This is a genomic window from Actinocorallia herbida (assembly GCF_003751225.1).
GTDB classification, from domain to species: Bacteria; Actinomycetota; Actinomycetes; order Streptosporangiales; family Streptosporangiaceae; genus Actinocorallia; species Actinocorallia herbida.
The window spans coordinates 8,886,121-8,906,959 of the sequence record NZ_RJKE01000001.1; the positions used below are offsets into that span (position 1 = coordinate 8,886,121).

Below are 20,839 nucleotides of genomic sequence, written 5' to 3' on the forward strand. Positions count from 1 at the left end.
TCAGAAGACCGGGACGCCCGCGCGGACCAGTTTCCAGTTGAGGACGTGGAAGTCGGCGGCGTCGATGACGCCGACGGCCGAGGCGCGGTCGATGAGGGCCTGGCGGATCTCGACCTGCCGGTTGTAGACGACCGGCGCGGTGGTGATGTGCGGGAAGCCGCCGCCGCCCGACTGGCGGTAGTTGTTGACGGCCACGACGAACTCCTGCGCGGCGGTGACGGGTACGCCCTCGTAGGCGAGGTTCACGATGCGCGAACCCGTCGGCTGGGAGATGTCGATGTCGTAGGTGACGCCGGAGAGCTGGTCGTAGAGGTAGTCGGGCACGCCGTTCGCGTTCGTCAGGGTCGCGACGTCCACGGGGGCGCCTACGGGGAGCTGGGTGAAGTACTTGGCCGAGTACTCCAGGTACGCCTTCACCTGAGCGCCCGTGAGGACGCTGCCGAGGAGGGTGTTGTCGAAGATGTAGAGGCCGGCGATGTCCCTGATGGAGACGTCTCCGGCGGGGAAGACCGCGGTGCGGGAGAAGGGAGCACAGATGGACAGCACGGGCAGCGCCTCGTAGGCGGTCCCGGCGAGACCGTCCTTGACGGTCCCGGCCTGGACGTCCTGGATGAAGTCGAGGATCGGGGTGTCCTTGTAGCAGGACTCCGCGGTGCTCAGCTCGGCCACCGAGGTCGCCACGACCTGGTTGACGTAGGCGACCGTGGTGTCGTGCTGCGGCTTGATCAGCGCGACGATCGCGGGGTCCTCGGCGACGGTGTTGCTGTTCACGGTGATCGCCGACTTGGCCGTCACCGTCCAGCCGCCCTTCTTCGGGACCAGCGTGAAGTCCAGGACGGACAGCCGGCGCCCCCAGTAGGACGGCTCCGACAGCAGCACCTCGGCGCCGGTCTCCTTGTTGAGGACGAAGCGCTGGGCGACCTCCTGGTGGGAGTGCCCGAAAAGGATCGCGTCGATCCCGGGGACCTGCTCGGCGACCATCGCGGAGGCGTTCTCCACCGGGAGGTCGCCGCCGTAGGAGGAGAACCCGTTGTCCCCGGCGTGGGCGGTGACGATGACGACGTCGGCGCCCTTCGCGCGGAGGACGGGCACCCACTTGCGGGCGGTCTCGACGAGGTCGAGGAAGCGCAGCTCGCCCTCGACGTACGTCTTGTCCCAGATGGCGACGCCCGGGTTGGTCAGCCCGAGGACACCGACCTTCACCGTCCTGCCGTGCCCGACGCGCATCTTCTTGATGACGTAGGGCTCGTAGGCGGGCACGTCCCGGGAGGCGCGCACCGCGTTGGCGCCGAGGACCGGCGCGTCCATCTGGCGGATCCACAGGTCGAGGAGCGGCAGGCCGTAGTTGAACTCGTGGTTGCCGAGCGTCACGGCGTCATAGCCGATGGCGTTCATCGCCCGCGCCATCGGGTGCTTCACCCGGGTCTCGGTGATCGGCTCGACCTTGGCGTAGTACGTGGCCAGGGGCGTGCCCTGGATGGTGTCGCCGGAGTCGAACAGGAGGGTCCGGTCGCGGCCGCGGTCGGCGCGGATCTGCTTGACGAGGCTGGAGATCTTCGCCAGGCCGATGTCGTCGTGCGCGGTGTTGTCGAACTCCGCGTTCTTGAAGTAGTCCCAGTTCAGGCAGCACCCGTGCAGGTCCGAGGTGCCCATCACGGTGATCGTCACGGACTCGTCGCCCGGCTTGGGCTTGGGCTTGGCTCCCGCCGCGCCCTGCCATCCCGCCGCGGCCAGCGCCGCAGCCGCGCCGACGCCCCCTACCGCCTGCCGCCGCGAGATCTCCACGCCGCCCATGCCCACCAGCCTCTCGAACGCACTCCGGACGCACTGGAACACCGCGACCCTAACCCGGGCGGCAGGTCATACGAATGATCAGCTTTTGCCCAAGCTCGCCGACGCGTCTGGCAACCTCCGCCGTCGACGTGCGGGCCCTGCGCCGGGCGGCCTACTCGGGCGTGCCCGAAGGGCAGGGACGCGGCTCTCCGGCCCGCCGTAGATTCGTGAGGGGACGCGCAGGACCGTACGGGATGGACACATACCACTGTGGAATGCCCGCCCGCGGAGCCGTGAACCGGCCCCGCGGGGCGCATAGCGTCAGGCCGGCAGGAGGGCGTCCAGGTCGGCGCGGATCTCCTCGGGCAGGACGGTCGGCTCGTAGCGGCGGATCACCGCGCCGTCCGCGCCGACGAGGAACTTCGTGAAGTTCCACTTGACCTCGTCGGTCCCGATCGCCTCGGGCCTGGTGTTCTTGACGTGCTCGAACAGGAAGCCGTTGCCGGGGCCGAAGTCGCCCGGGGCGGCGGCGCGCAGGTGCGCGTAGAGCGGGGCGGCGTCCGGCCCGTTGACGTCGATCTTCGCCAGGACGGGGAAGGTCACGTCGAACTTCACCGAGCAGAAGTCCTGGATCTCCGCGTCGGTGCCGGGCTCCTGGCCGCCGAACTGGTTGCAGGGGAAGCCGAGGACTTCAAGGCCGCGGCCCTGGAATTCGCGGTACAGCGCCTCCAGGCCCTCGTACTGCGGGGTCAGGCCGCACTTGCTGGCGACGTTCACCACAAGGACGGTCCGGCCCGCGAGGCCGGCGAGGTCACGCGTGGTGCCGTCGGCCGCCGCCACCTGGAAATCGTGCACGCTCATGGGGTTCTCCTCACTGCTCCCGGCGGACCTTCATCATCTGAAGCCCGCCATGACCGTTCCGACACTAAACGAGGCCGTGCGGGCCGAAGCACCCCTATGTCTTGGTTGTCAGGGTGTGGGAAGCGCCTCCGGGCGGGGTACGGGCGCGTCCGGCGAGGCGACGCGGCGGGTGAACGTCCCGTGAAAGCCGAGAGGCAGGTGGTGGTCCAGGTGGACCGCGGCCACCGGGGCGAGACCGCGCGCGTCGAGTATCTCCAGGCGGGAGCGGTGCTCGGCCGACGAATAGACGACGGCAAGGAGCCATCCGTCGTCCTCCGCGGAGTCGGGCGAACGCGGGACGAAGATGGGTTCCCCGACGTACGCGTCGGCTCCCAACGAGTGCGCCTGGACGGGCCCGCCTTCGCCGTCCACCTTGAGCACGGAGTCGTAGGGGCCCGACGACGCCGTCCGTCCCGTCATGTAGGTGAAGCGGTGCTCATGTCCGGACAGGCGCCAGTCGTACTGGGGGAACTCCCCGGGCACGTCAGCCAGCTCCTCGGCTATGACGCGTCCGTTGGGGGTGATCCGGTACCGCATGAGCCTGCTCGGCGGAAGGGCCGTGAAGGAAGCCCGGAAGTCGGTCAGATCCCTCTTGAGGGTGGCGAAGTCCTCGAAGAGGACCAGGTCGACGACGGTGTCGGGCCCATCTTCGAAGGCGTTGGAGACATGCACGTGGATCAGGGCGTCGTGCTCGACGATCCGGACCGGACCGCCGTCGCGGGGGACGAGGAGGAAGCGCGTCCCCTTGGCCGGACGGTGCTCCAGCGCGGTCATCACCCCGTGCCCGGCGGCCAGCCTGCGCAGGTCGAACAGGTACGGGTCGAGGACGAAGACGAGGTGCCGCGAGGTCAGCGCGACGTCGTGGTTCCACGGCATGTCGAGCATCCGGACCGAGGCGATGCGGCTCATCCCGCCTCGGCTGTCGGCCTTCCAGCAGTTCAGCGTGGGCAGCGGCGAGAAGTCCTGCCCGAAGTTGAACATCTCGCCGGTCCGCGGATCCCACTTGGGATGGGCGGAGAACGACTTGAGGAGCCCGCGCAGCGCCCCGTCGAAGTCGTGGGTCCCGTGGGTCTGGAGGGTGTCGGGGTCGAGGCGGTGCGGCGGGCCGCCCTCCCACAGCGCGAGCAGCCGCTCGGCGTGCAGCGCGACGCCGGTGTTGGCGACGTTCGCCGGAATCCGCCCCGCGTTCGCCAGGAGCCCGCCGGGACGTGCGGTGCCGACGCCCGGCCTGCGCAGCCGGTCGGAGGTGAGGGAGTCCACGAACTGCCGGGTGCGCACATAGCGATTGCGGAACCGGACGGAGCGCCCGTCGAAGATGAACTGGGACACCATGCCGTCACCGTCGAAGAGGTGGTCCAGCCTGGTCCTGCCGATCTCCCAGCGGCCGGGGCCGATGCGGTAGAGCGTCCCGGTGAGGTCGGGCGGAAGCGTCCCGTCGATCTGGGGTGCCGGGTAGTCGTGCTCGTCTGCCAAGGGCTCGAAGATGCGGCTGAGGGCTGGGGCGATGGCGGCCATGGGGTGGTCCCTCATATCTGGATACGGTGATATCCAGACGCTAAATTCTGGATGCGGGTGTGTCAAGATTCTGGGGTGAGCACCCGACCGTACGGTGGCGTCGCCGCGGCGGACCGGCGGGCCGAACGCCGAGCCGCCCTGCTCGACGCGGCCCTCGACCTGCTGGGGACCGAGGGCCTGCGCGCCACGACCCTGCGCGCCGTCTGCGCGCGCGCGGGCCTCAACCAGCGCTACTTCTACGAGAGCTTCGCCGACCTCGACGCCCTCCTCGCCGCCGTCTACGACGGGATCGCCGCCGAATCCGCGCAGGCCGCCACCCGGGCCATCCTCGCCGCGGGTCCCGACGCGGACCTGCGCGCCGTCGTCCGGGCCGGCGCCGAGGCGGTCCTGGAGCTGGGCGGGGCCGACCCCCGCAAGGCGCGGATCGTGCTCGTCGAGGCCCCCTCCAGCCCCGTCCTGCGGGCCAGGAGCAAGGCGGCGCAGCGCGAGTGGGCCGAACTCGTCGCGCGCTATGCCCGCGACCGCTTCGGCGTCCCGGAGGGCTCCGACGCGCTGATCGGGTTCACCGCGGTCATGCTGGTGTCCGGCTGGACGGGCGCGCTCACCGCCTGGCTCGACGGCGACATCCGCGCCTCGGCCGCCGAGCTCGCCGCGATGTTCGCCGACGCCGCCCACACCGCGGCCGAGGCCGCGGCTCAGGGGACGAGCGTGAGGGGCAGCGAGCGCAAGCCCGCGACCACGGACGAGCCGTTGTAGCGCGCAGGCCCCGTGCGCTCCAGCGCGCGGTAGCGGGTGGTCAGCTCCGTCAGGGCAAGGCGCAGCTCCAGCCTCGCCAAGGCCGCGCCGAGGCAGAAGTGCGGCCCGAAACCGAAAGCCAGGTTCAGCGCCTCGGACGCCCGGGTGACGTCGAAGGCTCCCGCCGTAGGGCCGAACGCCGCTGGATCCCGGTTGGCGGCGCCGTACAGGAGCATGAGCTTGTCGCCGGACGCGATCCTGGCCCCGCCGAGCTCCACGTCCGCCGTCGCGGTGCGCAGGAAGTAGACCACGGGCGACGTCCAGCGCAGGATCTCCTCGACCGCGCCGGGGATCAGCGCGGGATCCTCCCGCAGCAGCGCCCATTGCGCGGGATCGTCGGCCAGCGCCAGGAGGCCGCCCGACAGCGCGTGCCTGGTCGTCTCGTTGCCGGCGACGAACAACTGGATCAGGAACATCACGAGCTCGGCGTCGGTCAGGCTCTCCCCGTCGAGTTCGAGCACGGCGAGCTGCGAGATGACGTCGCCGCCGGGATCCGCGCGCCGCGCGTGCGCCTGCTGCACGAGGTAGAGGCCGCACTCCATGCGCAGGGAGTCGCGTTCCTCCGTTGGCAGCTCCGACGCCCCGGGGACGAACGCCTCCGACCAGGCGTAGAAGCGTTCCCAGTCGTCCTCGGGGATGCCCAGCAGAAGGCAGATCACCTGGAGGGGCAGCGGTACGGCGAACTGGCCGACGAACTCCGTCGGCCCTGCGTCGAGGAGCGACCCCACGCGTGTCCGTATGTCGTCTTCCAGACCCCGCAGCACCGAGCTGCGGAAGGCGGGCGCCACGAGCCTGCGGTAGCGGGTGTGCTCAGGCGGATCGGTGTGCAGCAGGGTGGGCGGGCGCTCGTACGTGACCCCGAGTTCCTCCAGAAGGATGCCGTCGCGGTTGCGGAAGGAGACAGGGTCCGTCACGGCCTTGAGCACGTCGGCGTGCCCGCCGACGAGCCAGAGCGGCAGTTCCGGGTGGCGGACAGGGCCGCGCCCGTACAGCTCGGCGTAGAAGCCGGCGGGATGCCCGTCCGTGTAGTGGCCGTCCGGAAAGCCCTTCATCTGAGCACGGCCTCCGGACGGGGGATTCCGAACGCGTCACAGAGCGCGTAGTACGCCCCGATCAACGTCTCGGAATCGACGACGCCGGCCACCGTCCCGTCTTCGGCGTACTCCACGTAGGCGCCCTCCACCATGAAGAGCACGTCGGTGTCCTCCAGCACGGTGAGGGTGTGCGCCGAACCTGCGGGCTCGTGGATGAACGTGCCGGCCACGTACTCGACGCCCTGCTCCGCGTAGCACCACCGGCCGGAGAAGGTGAACCCGTTCACCGAGCCCGTGTGCTTGTGCGTCGGAAGCCGATAGCCGGCCTTGAACCTATTGCGCACCGCGAACCCCGTAGGGGTGGCCCGCAGAAGCTGGATGCCCACATCACCCGCGTACACCCAGGGCACATCCGCCTCGTGCACATGCCCTACCTGAAGCTCCTCCACACCCTCTCCTCTCATCCAAGCAAACGCTAGGTTGAGAGAAGGACCGACCGCAAGGGCCGCCTCCGGGGGAGGCCGGTCAGACGGGCACCGGAGGGCGTGCGGCGGAACGGGTGAGGGACCCGGACGCGAGCAGATACTGCGCCGAGATGTACGTCAGCATCACCAGCACACCGTGCATGGGGAGCTCCCGGTCGGTGATGCCCAGGGCGATGAGCGCGTCGGAGATCAGGAAGAGCGCCCCGCCGATGCCCGTCCGCAGTCCGTGGCCCGCCGAGGCCACGGCGGTCGAGGTCAGCAGCAGCGAGTACACGGCCACCGGGATCCGCAGGTCGCCCAGTCTGGGCCACAGGACGGCGATGAGGACGGCCCACATGATCGCGTAGCCGCCGGCGATCACCCATTTCCGCGGTCCGGCCGCCGCGAACGATCGTCCGAAGAACGTCACGTAGCAGACGTGCGCCGCCCCGAAGAACCCCATGCCGACGATGAACAGCCCGTCGAACTCCAGCGCGATGTCGCCCCCGGCCGACAGCAGCAGCGCCGCGATCACCAGCCGCGCGCCGCCCCGCCGGTACACCCACCACGCGAGCACCGGCATCAGCGACGCCTTGGTCACGAAGTCCGCCCAGGACGGCGCCCCGACGGCCAGGACCACCAGATGCGCGGCCGCCACCACGAGGAACAGGGCACGGACACGCCCCAGCTCACGCACCGGCCTTCACCGCCGCGCCCGAAACATTCGACAAGTCACGCATGACCGGATGTTAGGGCCCCGTCCCGTTCCGCGACACCCCGCACCCCCGCACGTTGCGACCGGACGAGCCGGGCGGCCCGGTCTTGACCCGATCCATGCCGACGACGGGTTTAGCGGGCCTCGGTTCGAGGAACCCGGGCCCCGTCCGATGGCGCGACCTTCACCGACCCGGACGGTGCTCTTTGTGCATCCGGCGATCAAACCGACCGAGGCCGTCCCCCATCGGCTTGGACCGGAGGGAGATACTTAGCGGCATGCGCAATTTCTCGCCATATCCAGCAATAGATCCGAGCTTTATTCGGATCTGCCAAATTGACACCCGGAAAGACACCGACATACGCTTGCTCATGTAGTCATTCATGATGCGGAGTCGGCTGAATCCCGAGTCATGGCAGATTATTCACTGATCTCTCTGGTCTCGAGAGCACCACTCCGCACACCGAACAAGGGAGAACGTGCGATGGCTGCTCCGAATCCGACCTGCTACCCGCTGCTGAAGCTCAAGACTCCGAACATGACGGGCAACCCCGTCGAGGACGCGCAGCTGCGGCTCAACCACCACAAGGCCAACCCTGCGGTTACCGTCGATGGAATCTTCGGACCCAAGACGGCCGAGGCAGTGAAAAAGTTCCAGGCGCGCCACGGCATCGACCAGGACGGCGAGATCGGGCCGAAGACGTGGACCGAACTCCTGGAAGTGAAAGTGACGGCCTAGGCTTCCCACATCGGCGAAAGGGCGAGTTTCCCCGGCGAAAATGCCGAATCGGCAATCTCCGGCGACTCCGATCCGCCTGCGGAAATGCCTCCACGACCTGAAGCAGACTCGGGAACGCCTTCGCCTCCCGGACGCAGCGCGCAGCCCAAGCCGACCCGGCAAGCCCGGAAACAAACAAAGACCCCGCCCGGGACTCACATCCCGGCGGGGCCTTCGCGATCTGAGCGGATGACGGGAATCGAACCCGCGTGGTCAGCTTGGGAACTCGATTTCGCGTCAGATTAAGTTTCTACAGTCGATCATCGTTTGGCATTAAAGTGCAGGTCAGAGGCATGATCACATGCCAATCACTACCACTCGGCAACACTGCGTATCAGCACGATCCAGTGACAAATGAGTGACAAATGATCTTGACCTGAGGTGATCGAAATAGGCTTCACGAGAGCACGCAAGGGCGAGCACGGACGAGTCGGTTACCAGGCCCTCTACGACGACGCCCGAGGCGTCCGCCAGACCGCCGGAACCTTCGACACCAGGAAGGAAGCCGACAAGGCCTGGCAAGCCGCCGAAGCCAAGATCGCCGAAGGAAAATCCTGGGACCCGCGCCGAGGCAGACAGAAGTTCGGCAAGTACGTCGAGGCGACCTGGCTACCGAACCACCGCATGGAACTCAGCACAAAACAGGACTACCTGTCCGCCCTGCGACGGCACATCCTCCCGTACTTCGGCGAGATGAAGCTCCAGGAGATCACCTCCCAGGACGTCCGAGCCTGGCTCACCGAACTCAAGCGCTCCGGCGTAGGCCTCCGCCGCATCGAGTTCTGCAAGGTCTCGGTCCTCAACGCCATCTTCACCACCGCCGTCACCGACGGCGTGATCCTCCTCCACCCGGCCCACAACGTCCCCACCGACCCGGTCCCCACCCAGCCCCGCCGCATCATCACCGCCGAGCAGTTCGACCGCATCTACGCGGCGCTCCCTGACGAAGACTCCCGCCTCCTGGTCGAGACCGCCATCGAAAGCGGCCTCCGCTGGGGCGAACTCACCGAACTCCGCGTCAAGGACCTGGACTTCGACACGGGCATCCTCACCGTCAGCCGCGTCGTCCTCTACCTCTCCCCCGAAGTCCACCCCGAGGGCAAGCACTTCCTCGTCAAGCCCTACCCCAAGAGCAAGAAGTGGCGAAAGCTCAAGCTCAGCCCCCAGATCATCACCAAGCTCCAAGCCCACACCGAGTCCCGCCACCTCAAGGAAGACGACCTACTCTTCTCCCGCCACATCCCCAAAGAGGAAACAGCCCTGAAGGTCATCGAGCCCGCCAAGGACCTCGGCTGGACCCCTCCCAACGCCCAGGCCCGCAGCTACCGCCACGGCACCACCACCGCCTACGGCCTGGGCAAATGCCGCTGCCCCCACTGCCGAGCAGCCGTCACCGCCTACCGAGCCAAACGCCGAGCCGAAGGCAAAGACACCGCCCGCACCCCCGCCCCATCGACCCCGACCCCCACATCCCCGCCTCCACCTTCAGAAGCAAAACCTGGACCCCCGCCTGCCAAGCCGCCCACCTCACCCACAAACCCAAATTCCACGACCTCCGCCACGCCCACGCCTCCTGGCTCCTAGCCGGCGGCGCCGACCTCCAAGTCGTCAAAGAACGCCTAGGCCACGCCAAGATCTCCACCACCGAGCGCTACCTCCACACCCTCCCCACCGCCGACGCCACCGCCCTAGACGCCCTCAACAAGATCCGCGCACCCAAGTCCCCGACCACCCCCGATTCGGCCGACCCCGACCTGCAAGCCCAACTGGAAGCCGCCAACAAGAAGATCGCGCAACTCCAGGCGGTCATCGCCCAACAAGTCCTGGACCAGCACCTCAACAACACCCCGGACCTCCGTCTCGCGTAACCGACACGGGTGGGGCTGCCCAGTGGGCAACCCCACCACCCTCTGTGCATCCGCGTTTCACTCGACTAGCGTGCGGCCCGAAGAATTGATCGAATTCTTTCTACCCCGCAGCCTCGCACTTTGCTAGATAACTCAATGCCTCTGGCTACCGAGATAGTTACCATGAGCGTCATAGAAATCATTGCCACGCTGATAGCCAGTGTAGTTGCCATGAGCGTCGTAGAAGTTGATCACCCCATCGGTGCCGCGTCCTGCGTTCATTACCCCAGCGGTGTAATCGAGTGACTGCTGTGGATCGTAGGCGGCTGGTCCGGGCCGTCCGCTCGGCTGATTGGGCGTGAAGGTGGCGCCGTGATGCTCACTATAGGAAACTCGACCACCGTGCCAGGCGAATCGGCAGAGGTTGACAACGGCAATAATTAGGCGAAGCACAAGCCATGGAATGCCGAGGAGGCTGTGGAGGCGGCGCCTGATGCATGCAGGTATCCTTCCGAGGAAGCTGAGTGCAATCCACGGATTCTAAGGGAGCGGAGGTTCGCCTGACGGTCCTTTTCCCAGATTGGCCAATCCTCTCCTGGCAACGCGTCGGCGCGAGTACACGACAGTCAGGTACAACACTGCCCTCCGGCCATCTCGGTTACCCAATGCAACCCAGATTGAGCTCCCCAGTGCGACGGACAGCTCGAAGCTTCGCGCAGGCAGACCGGTTTCGGACGATCATGGATGCATGGCGAGCATGAGCGATTTCAAGGCGGGGCAGGTCCACCTGGGCGTGGTGAGTTCACTCGAGCCTTTCGGGGCTTTCGTGGATGTCGGTGGCTTGCGTGGTCTCGTGCGGGTGTCGGAGCTGTCTTGGCGACGGATTGACTCGGTCGCGGAGGTCGTCCGCGAGGGCCAGGAGGTCATGGTGATGGTCCGCCATGTAGATCTCGAGCGCGGCCAGATGTCGTTGTCGTTGAAAGCGTCGCAGGACGATCCGCTGGTCGAGGTGGCCCGTACTCCGTTGGGCAAGGTGCTCACTGGTCCGGTGACGAAGGTCGTCCCGATCGGGGCTTTCGTTGAGTTGGTCGAGGGCATCGAGGGGCTCGTTCCTGCGGCTGACTTCCACGAGGGGCAACTGCCGGTCTGCGGCCAGCAGCTCCGGGTCTGTCTCCGTGAGATCAATCTTCAGCGGCGCCGGGTAAGACTCGCGTTGGCGTGAACGGTTGGATTGCCGTCTGTGGCACCCAACTCACCAACACAACCAAATCAGTTGATCATCGCAGGCCCGGCCTCTCAACATGTGGCACGAGAACTCATCGACAAAGCCAGCCGACATGGGCGGGACGGCGTACTGGGCGGCCAAGCCACGAACTCCGAACGGCAGAACTCTCCCCAGTACCTCACGACCTGGCCACAATGCTCCAGTTCGGAGGGCCTCGTCGCAGTCCCGGGTCCTAACGTCGCGGCATGGACGCCAGCAGAGCAGCCGCAGAACGCGCCGGCCAGGTCGGCGGCCGCCACTACACCGAATGGGTTCCCGTCCTCAACGAGATGCGTACGCAGAAGCGAGACGACGAAAGCCTTGTTCTGCTCGGGAAGATCCTTGCTGCGGTCGAGGAGGCTTCGGCTATCCAGCAGACCCCGGACCTTCCTCCCGGCCACTGGATCGCGCCCGGCTACTACGAACGGGTGGCCACCATCCATCGCAAGCGCAAGGACTACGCGGCAGAGGTCGCCGTCCTCGAGCGGTACCAGAAACTCGTAGACTGGCGGGAGTCGAAACTGTCGGCCCGGCTGGAGAAGGCGCGCGCCCTGCTCGCCAAAGCTGAGAGCGCGAACTAGGTGAGGCGTCCTTAACCCTCAGCCGCAGTGGCAGCCCCGGCGCCGTCTCTATCGCGTGCTCCCGTCGCCATCGCCGGTGTGGCCAGCCTCGTAGTCATCCAAGTGGCTACTGGGCCGGGGCATCAGAGCGTGCACATGATGCCCACACCGTTGCAGGGACGGATCTCGAAGCGCTCACAGTTCCGCGCTCTCCGCGAGCAAGCTTCGTGGATTGAGCTAGGAGTGGGCACTCATTCGAGCGATCATTGCAAGAATGGCCGTTATGCAACGTTTTGAGGTTGAGAGTCTTGCACTTCTCCCTGGGCAGCGCGTCCAGGCGAAGGTTCTCAGCCACGAGCCGTGGGGACTCATGACGTCAATCGAGGGATACGAGCACCTCGGCTCTTCCATCGACCTGTTCCAGCAGGGCGCCCCTCCGCCCAGCCACGAGCAGTGGCCGGAGTTGTATCCCGTCGGATCGGCGATCGACGCCGTGGTCATGAGAATCAGCCGAGAGCACGCGCCGGCCTGGGTCCGGTTGAGTATCCGGCCGGAGGAGCTCCAGGCCTTCCGCGTAATGTGCGACTTCTGCCTGAAGTCCACGATCTTGAGTCCGGGAGGCGACGGTCTCGTCTTGGACATCCGCAGTAACGACGGTGCCGGTGCCACTACGGTCATCGCGCATCGCGAATGCCTAGTCGAGCGTGTAAGCCCGGGAAGCGTTGGCCAACAGGCACGAATCCGCAAGGTCGGTAGGCCTTAAGCCCGGCAGCTTCGGCTTCCCGTCGGGGCGATGCCCGATAGGGGCGGCTAAGGACGATTGAGCCGCCCCGAAGGTTCCGGACAGTGGCCCCACTAGAATGGGGTAGTCCGGAAAGGTAAGTGATTTGGCTCGTTCGAAGAGGAATTACTCTCCTGAATATCGGCAGGAAGCCGCCAGGTTGGTGGTGGATTCTTCCCGTCCGATCGCACAGGTCGCGAAGGAGCTCGGCATCAATGCCGGGACTCTGGCGAATTGGGTGAGTGCGTACCGGCGTGAGAATGCCGGGGAAGAGGCTCCTTTGACGCTCGATGAGCGGGTGCGCCTGAAGGAGCAGGAACGCGAGATCCAGGAACTCAAGATGGAGCTCGAGTTCGTAAAAAAAGCGGCGTTGTACTTCGCTCGGGAGCAGCGGTGACCTCGAAGTACGAGTTCATCGACGCGGAGTACGCCAACCCTTCGGTCGTCATCGGCGATAGATCGCCGGCAATCGTTCAGATGTGCGCATGGCTGGGTGTCTCGCGCTCGGGATTCTACGAATGGAGAAGCCGGCCGGAGTCGGCGACCGCGCGGCGCCGCGATGAGCTGAAGGCGTGGGTGAGGCACTTCTTCGACGTTTCCGATGGGACGTACGGGTATCGGCGGATCCACACCGATCTGGTGGAACAGGGCGTGCCCGCCGGGCCGGAGCTCGTCCGCTCGGTCATGCGGGAGCTGGGGCTGGAGCCCTGCCAGCCCAGGCCATGGCGCGTCGGGCTGACCGAGCAGGACGGCCAGGCCCACCACGTGCCCGACCTCGTGCAGCGCGACTTCACCGCGTCCGCCCCCGGCGAAAAACTCGTCGGCGACATCACCTACGTCGAAACATGGGAGGGCTGGATCTATCTGGCGACGGTGATCGACTGCTATTCCAGAGCCGTCATCGGCTGGGCGATCGGCGAGGACTACAAGACCCCGCTGATCGAGAAGGCGATCGGCATGGCGGCCCGAAACCACCGGCTGGCCGAAAGCGCGATATTTCACAGCGACCGCGGAAGCAATTACATGTCCAGGCAGTTCGCCGAGACCCTGCGGCGCCTCCGGCTACGGCAATCGACCGGGCGGACCGGAGTCTGCTGGGATAACGCACTCGCGGAATCCTTCTTCGCCGCGCTGAAGAACGAGCGCGTCCATCGGACGGAATATCCCACTCGAGAACACGCACGCCGGGACATCATCAAATACATCGAGCTCTGGTATAATCCCCGGCGACGGCATTCAGCACTCGGCAACAAGAGCCCGGCCCAGGTTCACACTGAACCTTTTCCATCACGCGTGCGCTGATGCTTCGCGGTTTTGGAGGACGCTGATGGCCTTGGCGAGGTGGCCTGCGCGGTGCGGGCAGCAGCGGAGTTTGGCGAGGATCTTCCATGACTTCAGCTGGGCGTTCGCGCGTTCACCCGGGCCGCGGAGCTTGGCGTGCGCTCGGTTCGCCTGCTTCTGTGACGGCGGCTTGTTCTTGCCCTTGTACGGGACCAGGATCGCCGGGCCGGCGCCGACGTAGCCCTTGTCGGCCAAGACGATCAGCCCGCACGTGGCCAGGGCGCGGATGATGCCCCAGTTCCGGGCCGCTTTCAGGTCATGGATCGAGCCGGGCACCGCCCCCGACACCCACACGATCTGGCCATCCGGACCAGCGATGACCTGCAGATTCACCCCATGCTGCTTGTGCTTGCCCGAGAAGAACGGCCGGTCGGCGCGCAGGCGGTCGATCGCGATCAGGGTGCCGTCCAGGATCACGTGTCCGACCCCGTCCTTCTTCGCCCGGGCGAGCGCCTTGCCCAGCTTCGGCGAGCGGGCCGACAACCACGCCACCACCTCGTTCACGTACCTCCACGCGGTCGTCGTCCCCACCCCGAAACCCGCTCCGAGCTGCGCGAACGTATCCCCGTTCTTCAGATACGCCAGCGCCATCAACGCCTGCTTCCCGGCGTTCAACGCCCGGCCCTTGCTCTTCAACTTCGCCCGTTCCCGCCGGACAAGACCGGTCAGGTAGATCAGGGTCGAACGCGACAACGGCAGCGAAGCACGATAGAAAAGCACGTGAAACCTCTGGTCGGGGGCGGTTGGAGGTCAGAGACCACCTCTCCTACCAGGGGTTTCTTCACGTCCACGACCAACCGCGCCGCACGCAATCAGGTCGTGATCAACAGCCCCTCAGAAGCTGCTGGAAAACGCTCACTGAGTACCTGAACTCCCAGCTCTCAGCGTGAACTGACCGCAAATAGAGCTGTCCGGAATCAGCGGGGCACATCAGATCTACATGTGCGAGCGGTCGATCCTCCATGCCCCTCGTGCGTCAGCGATGCGCTGGCCGAGGGCGTTCCGCGGTGAGGACGGAGCTGGCCCGGTCAAGGAAGTTCGCTACGGGTTGGGATGCTCGGTACGGGGTGAGGGCGGTGGTCAGCTGGGATAGGTGGCCTCGGCAGCGGGCCGAATCGACCTGGCCTTGGAGCAGGGTGAGGGACTGGTTCGCGTGGGCGAGGGCCTTCTCCAGGTCGGGGTGGGGCTGGCGGATGTAGGTGGTGGCCAGGAGGGTGTTGCGGAGGGCGTCTTCTCGGGAGTAATCGAGGCCCTGGAGGGATTGGCGCAGGTGGTGGCGGGCGCGGGTGTGGTCGCCGGTGCGCAGGTGGCAGTAGCCAGCTTGGCCGTGGGCGTGGGCCGGGGTCATCCAGTAGCTCCACGCCGGGTCGCTGGTCGTGGGGGCTGTGTCGGTCAGGGCGTCGAAGGCTTCGTCGATGGAGCGGCGGGTGTCGGTGTCGCGGCGGGCGGGGGTTGTGGTGCGGTCGTTGGCGTGGGCTTCGGCGAGGCGGAGGGACAGAATGGCCTTCACCTTGGGGCTGGTGCCGGGGTAGCCGGTTCGGGCGGTGTCGGCCAGGACGACGGCTTCCCGGTTGTGGTTGAGGTCTTTGGCCTGGCAGGACATGAAGCCGAGGATGTTGGCGCCCAGGGCTCGGTCCCCGGCGGTGTGGGCGGCGTGGAGGCTGGCGATCCAGTAGCGCTGGGCTCGGGCGTGCTGGTCGGCGTCGAAGGCGAGGAATCCGGAGAGGCGGAGGAGTTCGCCAGCGGTGGCGTGGAGTCTGCGGCCGACCGTGTCGGTGTAGCGGCCCTCATTGAGGAGGGTGGAGACGTAGCGGAGGTGGTGGAGGACCAGGTCGAGGAGGTTGCCTCCGCCGACTCTGTCGTCCATGAGGCGGAGGTGGCCGGTCATCTCGTCGAGGTGGTCGACGACGTCGAGCGGAATCTTCGAACCTGATCTCCGGCCGATCTGTTCTGCCGGGTGGGCGATCAGCCATTCGTGGGCGGGAGCGGTGAGCGAGGACCCTGCAAGGAGAAGGAAGGTACGCCGGTCCATAGGGCTAGCGTCGGTGACGGTCTGCACGACTTGCAAGGTTCCGCAAGTCATCCACGTGAGGTGCAGGCCCGCGATGGCGGAGACGTACTCCATCTCGTCGGAGGGCCAGCCCAGGTCCGTGACGGCGATCGCGCGGCCGAGCTCCCGGCTGAGGACATGTGCGGCCAGCGAACGCCAGGGCGGGCGCGGAATCTCGCCCCTCATCCACTTGTACGGCGTCTTCGGATGGATGCGCTCGGGGCGGCCCAGGCTCTCGGCGGCGGCGTTGAGACGGCGGGCGAAGCGGTCTCCACTGAAGCCCAGCGTGGTGAGTAGCCCGCTCAGCGGGTGGGCATCGCCCATCGGCTTCTCCGTCGTTCGTCGTCGGCAGTCCTACTGAGACGAACGGTAGAGCGGCCGTGTGCGCTCAGCTACGGTCGCTACCAGAACGCTACCGATTGCTTCGCCTTCCCGGGCTCCGCTCTACTCGCATCGTCGCGCTTGGAGGTCCAACACCGCCCGGACCGTGTGGCCGCGGACGGGGCAGCCTTGGATATCGAGAGAGGTCGCGAGCTCGGACACGATGAAGAGCCCTCTTCCGGTCTGGCCCAGGTCGTCAAGGTCGACCTCCGCGACCGGTGCTTGGGGCCGGATCTGAGGGCGGTCGGCGCCTCCCTGGTCGGTCACCGTGAGCCAGGCGAGCTCGTCGATGACCACCTCGACGCCGAACCATCCGCCCGGCTCCCTCGACCTCGTGTGCAGGACGACGTTGTTGACGAGTTCGGTCACGATCAGACCTGCGTCGTCCTCACGTCTGGTGCCCAGAAACAGGCTTTCGACGAACGCCCTGGCCCGGGGAACCTGGTCTCTGGCTCCGACGAACGTCCTTCGCCAGGACAGCGGGCCCGTCGCCCGGATCCATTTCTCCGGGGAATCCACGCAGAGCATGACCGACTCCATGTCTCGGTGCAGTTGAGTTCTGTGATCAGCCTGAGAGAAGCGGCCCGATCCCCGAACCGTGGTTCGCTCGGATCGACGCGCAGGCCGGCTGATATGCCTAATCCAACGCGAAACGAAGTGCCCGATGCGGAGGTGCGCTGAGTGCGCACTAGTGCACTTAGAGCGATCGGTAGCGTTGTGGTAGCCCGTCCCCGTCCGACCCGGGGTGAGTTAGCCCCGGTGAGACACCCGAAGACGTCCACGCCGAAGCAGCCGGTCATCTTCGGCACTTCACGTCATTCGCCGGGCGTCAGCGCCTGGCCGCGGCTTCCTGCGTCATTTATCGGGATGGCTCCGCGGGGTGCAAGATGAGGCATTCGTGGCTACGAAATGGGCGACGCTGCGCGCTCGCCCACATCGCCCCGAAGGGTGTGGACCGAGCGTGGTCCACGAGACTCCGGGGGTGCGGTGTTGTCCGACGGCTACGACGAGGTACCGACCCAGAGGGTCTATCGACGGCGAGGGGACGAGCCCCGACGAAGGTGTCTGTGCCTGCGGCTCAGCGAGAGCGAATACGAGATCATCACGGCAGCAGCCAGCCGCCAGAGGGTGACCCGGACGTTCTTCGCCGCCGAAGCGGTCCTCCTGGTGGCGCGCGAGGACGCTCCGGTCGTCAGGGAGGCAGATCGGGCCTTGCTACGGGAGGTCATGGAGGGGAACCGGCAGATCCGGCGAGTCGGCGGGAACCTCAACCAGATCGCGCTTCGGCTGAACGCCTCCGGGGAGTGCCCGCCGGAGCTGGGCTGGTGTCTGGAGCTGGTGGCGGGAAGCCTCCAAAGACTGGACTCGCTGGCCATGAGCCTGGACGAGCTGATCCACCGCCGATGATCGGAAAGATCACGCGCGGGTCGAACGTCGGAAACCTGATCGTCTACCTCTACGGACCCGGGCGTGGCAGCGTCCACGAGAACCCCCACGTGGTTGCCGGCTTCCGGCCTCCGTCCGAACTGGAACCCCTCACCGAAGGCGGCGCGCCGAACCTCAGGCCGCTCATCAGCCTCCTCCGGCAGCCGCTGACCGCTCTGTCCGTGAAACCCATCGACCAGCCGGTGTGGCAGTGCTCGCTGCGAGCCGCTCCGGAGGACCCCTGGCTGAGTGACGAGCAATGGGGCGAGATCGCCAGGGAGACACTTCGCCGCGTGGGCATCATCCGCGACGCGGATCGTTCCGGATGCCGGTGGATCGCGATCCGCCACGCGGATGACCACGTCCACATCGTCGCCGCCCTGGCCCGCGAAGACGGCCGGACGCCACGGCTCTGGAACGACAGACTCAAAGTCCGGGAGGCATGCTCCGCCGCCGAGGAGAGCCACGGATTGCGGCGGACGGCACCGGCCGACAGGACGGCGAATCGACGTGCCACCCGGGCCGAAGACGAGAAATCCGCACGTCAAGGCCGAAAAGAACCACCCCGCCAAACCCTCCGCCGAGCAGCCACGACCGCGGCAACCGGAGCGGCCAGCCCCGAGGAGTTCTTCGCGCACCTCGACGAAGCCGGAGTCCTGGTCGGCAAGCGCCACAGCACGCGGAACCCCTCCGAGGTAACCGGATACAAGATCGGCCTGCCCGGCGACACCACAAAGGACGGACAGCAGATCTGGTTCTCCGGCGGCAGACTCGCCCCAGAACTCAGCCTCCCCAAGCTGCTCCAGAGGTGGTCCGATCCGGCGCTCCCCGCCAATCCGTCCACCTCTCCGCGAGCCGCACGAACCCCGCATGAGCGGGAGGTCGTGTGCCGCGCAGCATCCCAAGCCGTCATGCAGGCCGCCCACCGCTTCCAGTGGAGCAGCAGCCCACAAGTCCGCTCGGACATCGCCGCAGCCACCACCGGCGTCCTTCACACCGTCGCCCACACAACCGGAAACCCCCGCCTGACCGACATCGCCGACCTATACGCCAGAGCCGGCCGAGAGCCCACGGACGAATCTCGCCACTCGGCTCCTACTCCCGCGGCCTGAGAGCCGTAAGCCGAATTCTCGCCCTCACGATGGGGCACCAAGCCCGGACCGCCTACGAGCGGACCCTCGCATGGATCGAACTGTTCTCGAACCTGGCATACCTCGTCGACCGAATCGCCCAGCACCGAGCCCACCAGGGCAGAGCCGCTCAGGCCATGGCCGCGCAACAGGCAGCGCATGCACTCAAGGAGATGGCAGACACCGCCTCGCCGGGAGCGACGGGAGCGAGGCCAGCTCTTCCAGAGATGCTCGCCACTGCGTCCTTCCCTGCCCCTCCGCGAGCGCAGGTGCCCCAGAGAGAACGATCCGCATCCAAGACACCGCCCACCTCCCGCGACCAGAGGAGAGCTCCCAGAAAGTAGCCTTAATTGCGAAGAGTAACGAGCCGATCCACTGGGTAATGGGAGCGGCAGTGCTCGATCAGCGAGCACAAGCGTGCAGCAGTGCGCGGAGCCGTCGAAGAGAAAGGATGCGCCTATGGCTGAGTCGACGAACCAGAGACCCGACACGCGAGTATCACCAAGCCTCGCCCGGTAGCCACCCCGCGCCACGCTGCACCGACGAACCCGGAGGTGCACAGCAATGGCGAACAACAAATCCACGCAGCCAGAAGACGACCAAACCGAACAGATCGCCCGCAACATCTACGAGGACGTCCGGCGCCTCAACCACACAACAGCCGGACCCCCAGGCCTCACCTATCCCGGAACCGCCTACACAATCCTCGGCAACCTCTCCGCGGCAGTACACAGCCTGGGACAAACCCTCGAACAGCTCGACCGCTTCCTCGGCGACGAACTGAACGCAGGCAGGCTCGGCCACGATCTCGGACACAACCCGATCACGGAGATCCAGCGAGCGCAAGACGGCCTCCGCGCGGCCGGAGCGGTGGCAAGAGACCTCGGGAACACGCTCGGACACGCCCAGAGCGCGATCAACGCGGTTAACGCCCAGCCCGAACTCTCACCCGTTCGTCTGGCAACCCAGGCCTTCCCCCACAACGCCGCCGAAGCCGTCCGCAACGCCGGCTTCATCTCTGCCCGCACGACCAACCCGCCGCCAAGACGGCCGACCCGACCCCGAGGCAGGACCGAGGCATGAAATCCATAACCCTCGACGACCTCGGCTCGCTTCCTCCCTTCATCGACCTGATGACGGCCGCTGGCATCCTCGGAATCGGCCGCACCAAGGCCTACGACCTCGCCCGCAAAGGTCGCTTCCCCTGCCATGTAGTCATCATCGGCGCCAGCTACAAGGTCAGCCTCAAGGAGCTGCTCAAGCTCATGAGCCCACCCGAAGGCGCCTAGGATGACCGGGCTCTGTGCTCTCCTTCCAAGCGAGAGCACAGAGCCCCTCCTTAACAGGTCTTCCCATCCATACGATCGTGTTCACCGGGTGACCGGTCGCGATGCTAGGGCTGCGCCCAGACGCTCTCGCGCCACACGGTCTGACAGAGCAATTCATCCAGTCGAGTGCCGACCCGCAGAAAGCTGGGGCCGCAAGGCCCACGCCTCGAACTCGGCTAACCAGCTCGTCGGCCGCTTCGTCCCGAACGAAGCTATGCAAGATCCCCAACGGGCCTGACTCTGCTTCGACCTGCAGCAGAAGCTCGCAACGGTCCCCTGTGGTCCAGCCTCGTCCGCCTGGGTTGTCACTCACTTGGTCGCCCACCTGGACGGCCTGGTCAGCAGCAGGGTCGGTAGCCTTCGGGCGTGCCGGTGTGCCAGTACGTCTACTTTCGTCTCTTCAGCAAGCGGACCGCGTCCGTCGATATGACCGGCGTGGCTCGGTATCGAACTAGATGCTGTTCCCGTCCAGGGCAGTCGCCTTAAAGTCCCGCGGTGCCAGTGTGCCGTGCTTGGAAGCTCGAATGCCGCGATCCTGAACTGGCGATAGACGAACAAATCACCCAGGTGCTAACGCGACTTCTCCCACACTTGGACAAGATCGCTTGCATCGCGCGTCGCATCCGCAACGAAGGACCCAACGGCGGGGCAATGCTCCAAGCCGTCCGCTACTTCGAGGGGGCGCACGAGCAGCGGCCTCAACGAAATCCTTCCGCTGTCGTATGCGCCAGCATCCTGAGCCGAACCACTCTGTGCTA

20 protein-coding genes are annotated in these 20,839 nt (G+C 66.5%); 11 read left to right on the plus strand and 9 right to left on the minus strand.

The genetic code is table 11. From position 1 onward, the window contains the following. From EDD29_RS40445 to EDD29_RS40455, 3 genes are all read right to left on the minus strand, one after another. Positions 1 to 1,794, minus strand: coding sequence for a 5'-nucleotidase C-terminal domain-containing protein (locus EDD29_RS40445; protein ID WP_123669432.1), 1,794 nt, complete (start codon positions 1,792 to 1,794; stop codon positions 1 to 3). Positions 1,795 to 2,094: 300 nt separating this feature from the next. Continuing rightward, positions 2,095 to 2,634 (minus strand): glutathione peroxidase, encoded by a 540-nt coding sequence (locus EDD29_RS40450; RefSeq protein ID WP_123669433.1) that lies wholly within the window; start codon positions 2,632 to 2,634, stop codon positions 2,095 to 2,097. A gap of 108 nt (positions 2,635 to 2,742) precedes the next feature. After that, a complete protein-coding gene (locus tag EDD29_RS40455) occupies positions 2,743 to 4,203 on the minus strand; it encodes a carotenoid oxygenase family protein (RefSeq protein WP_211360154.1) in 1,461 nt (486 codons plus the stop codon). 60 nt (positions 4,204 to 4,263) lie between these two features. On the opposite strand from EDD29_RS40455, the gene EDD29_RS40460 reads away from it, so the two are divergent. Then, a complete protein-coding gene (locus EDD29_RS40460) occupies positions 4,264 to 4,944 on the plus strand; it encodes a TetR/AcrR family transcriptional regulator (protein WP_170201754.1) in 681 nt (226 codons plus the stop codon). Here EDD29_RS40460 and EDD29_RS40465 read toward each other — a convergent pair. The 3 genes from EDD29_RS40465 to EDD29_RS40475 form a co-directional block, all read right to left on the minus strand. Next, positions 4,884 to 6,035, minus strand: coding sequence for a cytochrome P450 (locus EDD29_RS40465; RefSeq protein ID WP_123669436.1), 1,152 nt, complete (start codon positions 6,033 to 6,035; stop codon positions 4,884 to 4,886). The two genes, EDD29_RS40460 and EDD29_RS40465, sit on opposite strands and share 61 nt — an antisense overlap. Further along, the gene (locus tag EDD29_RS40470; protein WP_170201755.1) at positions 6,032 to 6,466 is read right to left on the minus strand and encodes a 2,4'-dihydroxyacetophenone dioxygenase family protein; all 435 of its coding nucleotides are present in this window, start codon (positions 6,464 to 6,466) and stop codon (positions 6,032 to 6,034) included. The genes EDD29_RS40465 and EDD29_RS40470 overlap by 4 nt, the downstream gene beginning before the upstream one ends. Before the next feature lie 76 nt (positions 6,467 to 6,542). Then, complete coding sequence (locus EDD29_RS40475; RefSeq protein WP_123669438.1) at positions 6,543 to 7,178, minus strand: lysoplasmalogenase; 636 nt, start codon at positions 7,176 to 7,178, stop codon at positions 6,543 to 6,545. A gap of 502 nt (positions 7,179 to 7,680) precedes the next feature. Here EDD29_RS40475 and EDD29_RS40480 point away from each other — a divergent pair. The 6 genes from EDD29_RS40480 (at position 7,681) to EDD29_RS40505 (ending at position 13,728) form a co-directional block, all read left to right on the plus strand. Further along, a complete protein-coding gene (locus EDD29_RS40480) occupies positions 7,681 to 7,935 on the plus strand; it encodes a peptidoglycan-binding domain-containing protein (RefSeq protein WP_170201756.1) in 255 nt (84 codons plus the stop codon). Positions 7,936 to 8,355: 420 nt separating this feature from the next. Next, the gene (locus EDD29_RS40485; RefSeq protein WP_246053258.1) at positions 8,356 to 9,558 is read left to right on the plus strand and encodes a tyrosine-type recombinase/integrase; all 1,203 of its coding nucleotides are present in this window, start codon (positions 8,356 to 8,358) and stop codon (positions 9,556 to 9,558) included. Beyond that, complete coding sequence (locus EDD29_RS47475; protein ID WP_246053679.1) at positions 9,444 to 9,842, plus strand: tyrosine-type recombinase/integrase; 399 nt, start codon at positions 9,444 to 9,446, stop codon at positions 9,840 to 9,842. The genes EDD29_RS40485 and EDD29_RS47475 overlap by 115 nt, the downstream gene beginning before the upstream one ends. 736 nt (positions 9,843 to 10,578) lie before the next feature. After that, complete coding sequence (locus tag EDD29_RS40490) at positions 10,579 to 11,043, plus strand: S1 RNA-binding domain-containing protein (protein ID WP_170201757.1); 465 nt, start codon at positions 10,579 to 10,581, stop codon at positions 11,041 to 11,043. Between the two features lie 248 nt (positions 11,044 to 11,291). Next, positions 11,292 to 11,666, plus strand: coding sequence for a hypothetical protein (locus EDD29_RS40495; protein WP_123669441.1), 375 nt, complete (start codon positions 11,292 to 11,294; stop codon positions 11,664 to 11,666). An 866-nt stretch (positions 11,667 to 12,532) separates the two neighbouring features. Next, positions 12,533 to 13,728 (plus strand): IS3 family transposase gene (locus EDD29_RS40505; RefSeq protein WP_123669442.1). Its coding sequence is split into 2 segments (ribosomal slippage): positions 12,533 to 12,782 and positions 12,782 to 13,728, totalling 1,197 coding nucleotides; the frame shifts between segments, so codons are not numbered across the junction. On the opposite strand, the gene EDD29_RS40510 is transcribed toward EDD29_RS40505, so the two are convergent. The 3 genes from EDD29_RS40510 to EDD29_RS40520 form a co-directional block, all read right to left on the minus strand. After that, on the minus strand, positions 13,714 to 14,487 hold the full coding sequence (locus EDD29_RS40510) for a transposase family protein (protein WP_123669443.1): 774 nt from the start codon (positions 14,485 to 14,487) through the stop codon (positions 13,714 to 13,716). The two genes, EDD29_RS40505 and EDD29_RS40510, sit on opposite strands and share 15 nt — an antisense overlap. Positions 14,488 to 14,743: 256 nt before the next feature. Continuing rightward, on the minus strand, positions 14,744 to 16,141 hold the full coding sequence (locus EDD29_RS40515; RefSeq protein WP_123669444.1) for an NsdA family TPR-like regulatory protein: 1,398 nt from the start codon (positions 16,139 to 16,141) through the stop codon (positions 14,744 to 14,746). Positions 16,142 to 16,261: 120 nt separating this feature from the next. Continuing rightward, the gene (locus EDD29_RS40520) at positions 16,262 to 16,726 is read right to left on the minus strand and encodes an ATP-binding protein (protein ID WP_170201758.1); all 465 of its coding nucleotides are present in this window, start codon (positions 16,724 to 16,726) and stop codon (positions 16,262 to 16,264) included. Between the two features lie 462 nt (positions 16,727 to 17,188). Here EDD29_RS40520 and EDD29_RS40525 point away from each other — a divergent pair, with 462 nt between their 5' ends. From EDD29_RS40525 to EDD29_RS40535, 4 genes are all read left to right on the plus strand, one after another. Continuing rightward, positions 17,189 to 17,605 (plus strand): plasmid mobilization protein, encoded by a 417-nt coding sequence (locus EDD29_RS40525; protein ID WP_170201759.1) that lies wholly within the window; start codon positions 17,189 to 17,191, stop codon positions 17,603 to 17,605. Then, complete coding sequence (locus EDD29_RS40530) at positions 17,602 to 18,735, plus strand: relaxase/mobilization nuclease domain-containing protein (protein ID WP_123669447.1); 1,134 nt, start codon at positions 17,602 to 17,604, stop codon at positions 18,733 to 18,735. The genes EDD29_RS40525 and EDD29_RS40530 overlap by 4 nt, the downstream gene beginning before the upstream one ends. A gap of 582 nt (positions 18,736 to 19,317) precedes the next feature. Then, positions 19,318 to 19,836, plus strand: coding sequence for a hypothetical protein (locus EDD29_RS45095; protein ID WP_148086256.1), 519 nt, complete (start codon positions 19,318 to 19,320; stop codon positions 19,834 to 19,836). After that, the gene (locus EDD29_RS40535) at positions 19,833 to 20,042 is read left to right on the plus strand and encodes a helix-turn-helix domain-containing protein (RefSeq protein WP_123669448.1); all 210 of its coding nucleotides are present in this window, start codon (positions 19,833 to 19,835) and stop codon (positions 20,040 to 20,042) included. The genes EDD29_RS45095 and EDD29_RS40535 overlap by 4 nt, the downstream gene beginning before the upstream one ends. Positions 20,043 to 20,839 lie beyond the last annotated feature (797 nt).